General features: G+C 76.4%; 3 protein-coding genes. 1 reads left to right on the top strand and 2 read right to left on the bottom strand.

Annotated elements, in window-relative coordinates:
- Positions 1-89: 89 nt before the first annotated feature.
- Positions 90-278, bottom strand: coding sequence for a DUF5703 family protein (locus JS521_RS26250; RefSeq protein ID WP_030114174.1), 189 nt, complete (start codon positions 276-278; stop codon positions 90-92).
- Positions 279-325: 47 nt separating this feature from the next.
- Between JS521_RS26250 and JS521_RS26255 the strand changes: the two genes are divergently transcribed.
- On the top strand, positions 326-991 hold the full coding sequence (locus tag JS521_RS26255) for a hypothetical protein (RefSeq protein WP_205085447.1): 666 nt from the start codon (positions 326-328) through the stop codon (positions 989-991).
- 112 nt (positions 992-1,103) lie between these two features.
- On the opposite strand, the gene JS521_RS26260 is transcribed toward JS521_RS26255, so the two are convergent.
- On the bottom strand, positions 1,104-2,907 hold a 1,804-nt coding region (locus tag JS521_RS26260; protein WP_205085448.1), incomplete at its 5' end, for a helix-hairpin-helix domain-containing protein.

Genomic DNA, 2,907 nt, shown 5'->3' on the forward strand with positions numbered 1-2,907 from the left:
CCCCCCCCCCCCCCCCCCCCCCCCCCCCCCCCCCCCCCACAAAAAAACCCGCGGGGGGGGCGGGGGGGGGGGCCCCCCCCCGCGCCCTGTCACCAGGTGGCCCGGAGCTGGCGGATGATCCGTCTGCGCAGCCGCACCCTGCGGCTGCCGTCCCTGCGGAGCGTCAGGCGGTCCAGCTCCCAGTGTCCGTACTCGGCGTGGTCGGTCAGGAGTCGGGCCGCTTCCTTGCGGGAGACCCCGCGCGGCACGTACACGTCGATGAATTCGTATTCCGGCATCGCATCTATTGTGCGGGCAGCGCCCCGGTACGGATAGCGTCTGCACTATGTCTGATGCTGCGCAGCCCACCGCTGCCGAGGTACGTGCCGCCGCCGAAGCGGTCAAAGCCGCGATCGACCGTCACCTCGACGCGGTCGAACGCCGTACCGGGGACGACGACCCCGCCGTCTACGAAGCGTTCAACGGCCTTGCCGCTGCCGCCGAGGTCTACGACGAACTCCTCTACGACCGCTACGACGAAGTCACGCCCTTCGAGATCCCCGGCGCGGACGACTCCCTGCCGCCCTACGCCGGTCCCGCGGAGCCCAGCGCGCTCAGTGTCCTGATCCGGCGCGACTACGTGGTCGCGGAGCCCCCGCGCCTCCTCGCACAGGCCCAGCGCCTCGCCGACCTCGACGCGGGCCCGGGCGCCAGCAAGGACACGACCCCGGTGGTCGGCACCAGCGTCCACGCCGCGCTCGGCGTGCTCTTCGGCGAGTACGAACCGGACGAGATCGCCTCCCGGCACAAGGAGTTCGGCCTGGAGGAGGGCGACTCCACCCTCTGGGTCTCGGCCGGGGAGACGCCGCCGGAGCCGGGGGAGTGGCTCGGCGCCCCCTTCGAGGACGCCGACCCCGAACTGGTGGTCTGCCGCTTCGACGTCAGCGCCGTCTTCGACGAGGAGGACGAGCCGGACGAGGACTTCGCCGGGCCCGCGGTGGGCGGCCTCTGACCCTCTCCCTCTCTTTCTTCCCGCACCGGACGTGACGGTGGGGCCCCGGTGCACGCACGACGTACCGGGCCCCCACCGCTGTCCGGTCCGCACCGGCCCGCGTCAGCTCAGCTCAGGAAGCCGCGTCGGGCGTCGGGAGCGCCTCCAGCAGCGGGCGCAGCCGGGTCGTCCGCTCCTGGGCCGGAACCTGCGCCACCGCATGGGGGAGCGCCTGGTCCACCCCGTGCACCACGGACAGATGCCGCTCGCCCCGGCCGAACGCGGTGTACACCCACGGCCGGCTCAGCCCCTGCGCCGCGTCGCCCGGCAGCACCACGACGGCGGCGGGCCAGCGCATCCCGGCCGCCTGGTGGGCGCTGAGCGCCCACCCGTGCCGCACCGACGACTCCACCCGCTCCTGCGGTACGACGACGGGGACGCCCCCGCAGTCCAGCCGCAGTCCCTCGGCGTCGGCCGAGCGCACCACCCCGGGAACCGTCCGTCCGGGCGCGGGCACATGGACGACGCGGTCGCCCGGGTCGAACCCGCCGAACCGGCCGGGGCCCGGGTTGAGCCGCTGCTTCAGCGCCTCGTTCAGTGCCCTGGTCCCGGCGGCCCCGCCGTGGCCCACCGTGATCACCTGGGTCTCCTCGGCGGGGATGGAGAACGCCCGGGGCACCGAGTCGGCGACCAGCTGCACGGTGCGGTGGACGGCCTCGCCCGCGTCGCGGACCGGGACGATCACCACCTCCTTGCCCGGGGCGTCGACCTGGTTCAGCTCGCCGATGCCGATACCGGAGACCAGCTCGCCGATCGGCCCGGGGTCCGGGGTGCGGGAGACGACCTGCGGGCAGGCGCGGGCGGCCAGCACATCGGCGAACACCCGCCCGGCGCCCGCCGAGCCCAGCACGCCCGGGTCGCCGCTCAGGATCAGCCGGACGCCGTCGGCCAGCGCCTCGACCAGGACCGCCGCGCTCTCCACGTCCAGCTGCGGGGCGTCCAGCACGACCAGCAGGTCCAGGGCGAGCGCCCCGTCCTCGTCCCGGCCGGGGCCCTGCGCGCCGGACAGCAGGCCGGACAGGGTGACGGCCGTGTCCGGATCGCCGGTGGCGTCCGCGAGCCTCCGGCGGCCGTCCTCGCTGTGGGTCGCGCCCAGGGCCCGCAGACCCAGGCCGCGCGCCGCCGCGATCAGCGCGGCCGGCTCGGCCCGCGCTGCCTCTCCGCCGCTGTGCACGACCAGGCCGGCGGCGGCGCTCGTACGGATCAGCTCGGCGGCCGAGGGGGAGGGCGCGGCGGCTGCCGCCTCCGCCCAGTCGGCGGCCTTCTCGCAGGCGTTGACCAGCCGGGCCAGGCCCTCGGCGAGGCTCTCCTCGGCCAAGGCGTAGCGGTCCAGACCCAGCAGCACCTGGACCGGCTCCCGCTCGGCCTCGGCGTCCTCCTCCTCGGGCACCGCCCCGTCCTCCACGCCGTCCTCGGCCCCGGTGTCGTCCGGCTCCAGCTCCTCGTCCTCCCCGAAGAGCAGGGCGACGCCTTCCTCGACGGCCTCGCGCACCGCCGCGTCCGGGTCGCTCACCGCACGCTCCGCGAGCGCCGCCCGTACGGTCCCGGCGTCCAGCGCCGTGTGGCCCTGGAGGGCGGCGCGCTCCAGCAGCCAGCCGACCAGGGCCGCCGTCCTGCGGCCGTCGTCCGGGCCGCAGCCGTCGCCCAGCAGGGCGCGGGCGAAGCCGTCGGCCTGCTCCGGCCGCACACCGGGCACCGCCAGCAGTTGCCAGGGGTCGGTGCGCAGCAGCTCGGCCGCCTGCTCGCCCAGCGCGCCGACCGCCGGGCGGGCCAGCGCCTCGGGGGCCCCGCCTTCCACGAGCACCGCGCGCACCGCATCCACCGCCTCCGGTGAGGCGGCCTGCGGGGCGGCGGCCTCGGGCGCGGGGGTCCGGGGC

Source organism: Streptomyces durocortorensis (genome assembly GCF_016901035.1).
GTDB lineage: Bacteria > Actinomycetota > Actinomycetes > Streptomycetales > Streptomycetaceae > Streptomyces > Streptomyces durocortorensis.

Excerpts from the sequence above, each read along its gene's own strand:
- JS521_RS26250 (WP_030114174.1), bottom strand. The coding sequence starts at position 278 with ATGCCGGAATACGAATTCATCGACGTGTACGTGCCGCGCGGGGTCTCC.
- JS521_RS26255 (WP_205085447.1), top strand. The coding sequence starts at position 326 with ATGTCTGATGCTGCGCAGCCCACCGCTGCCGAGGTACGTGCCGCCGCC.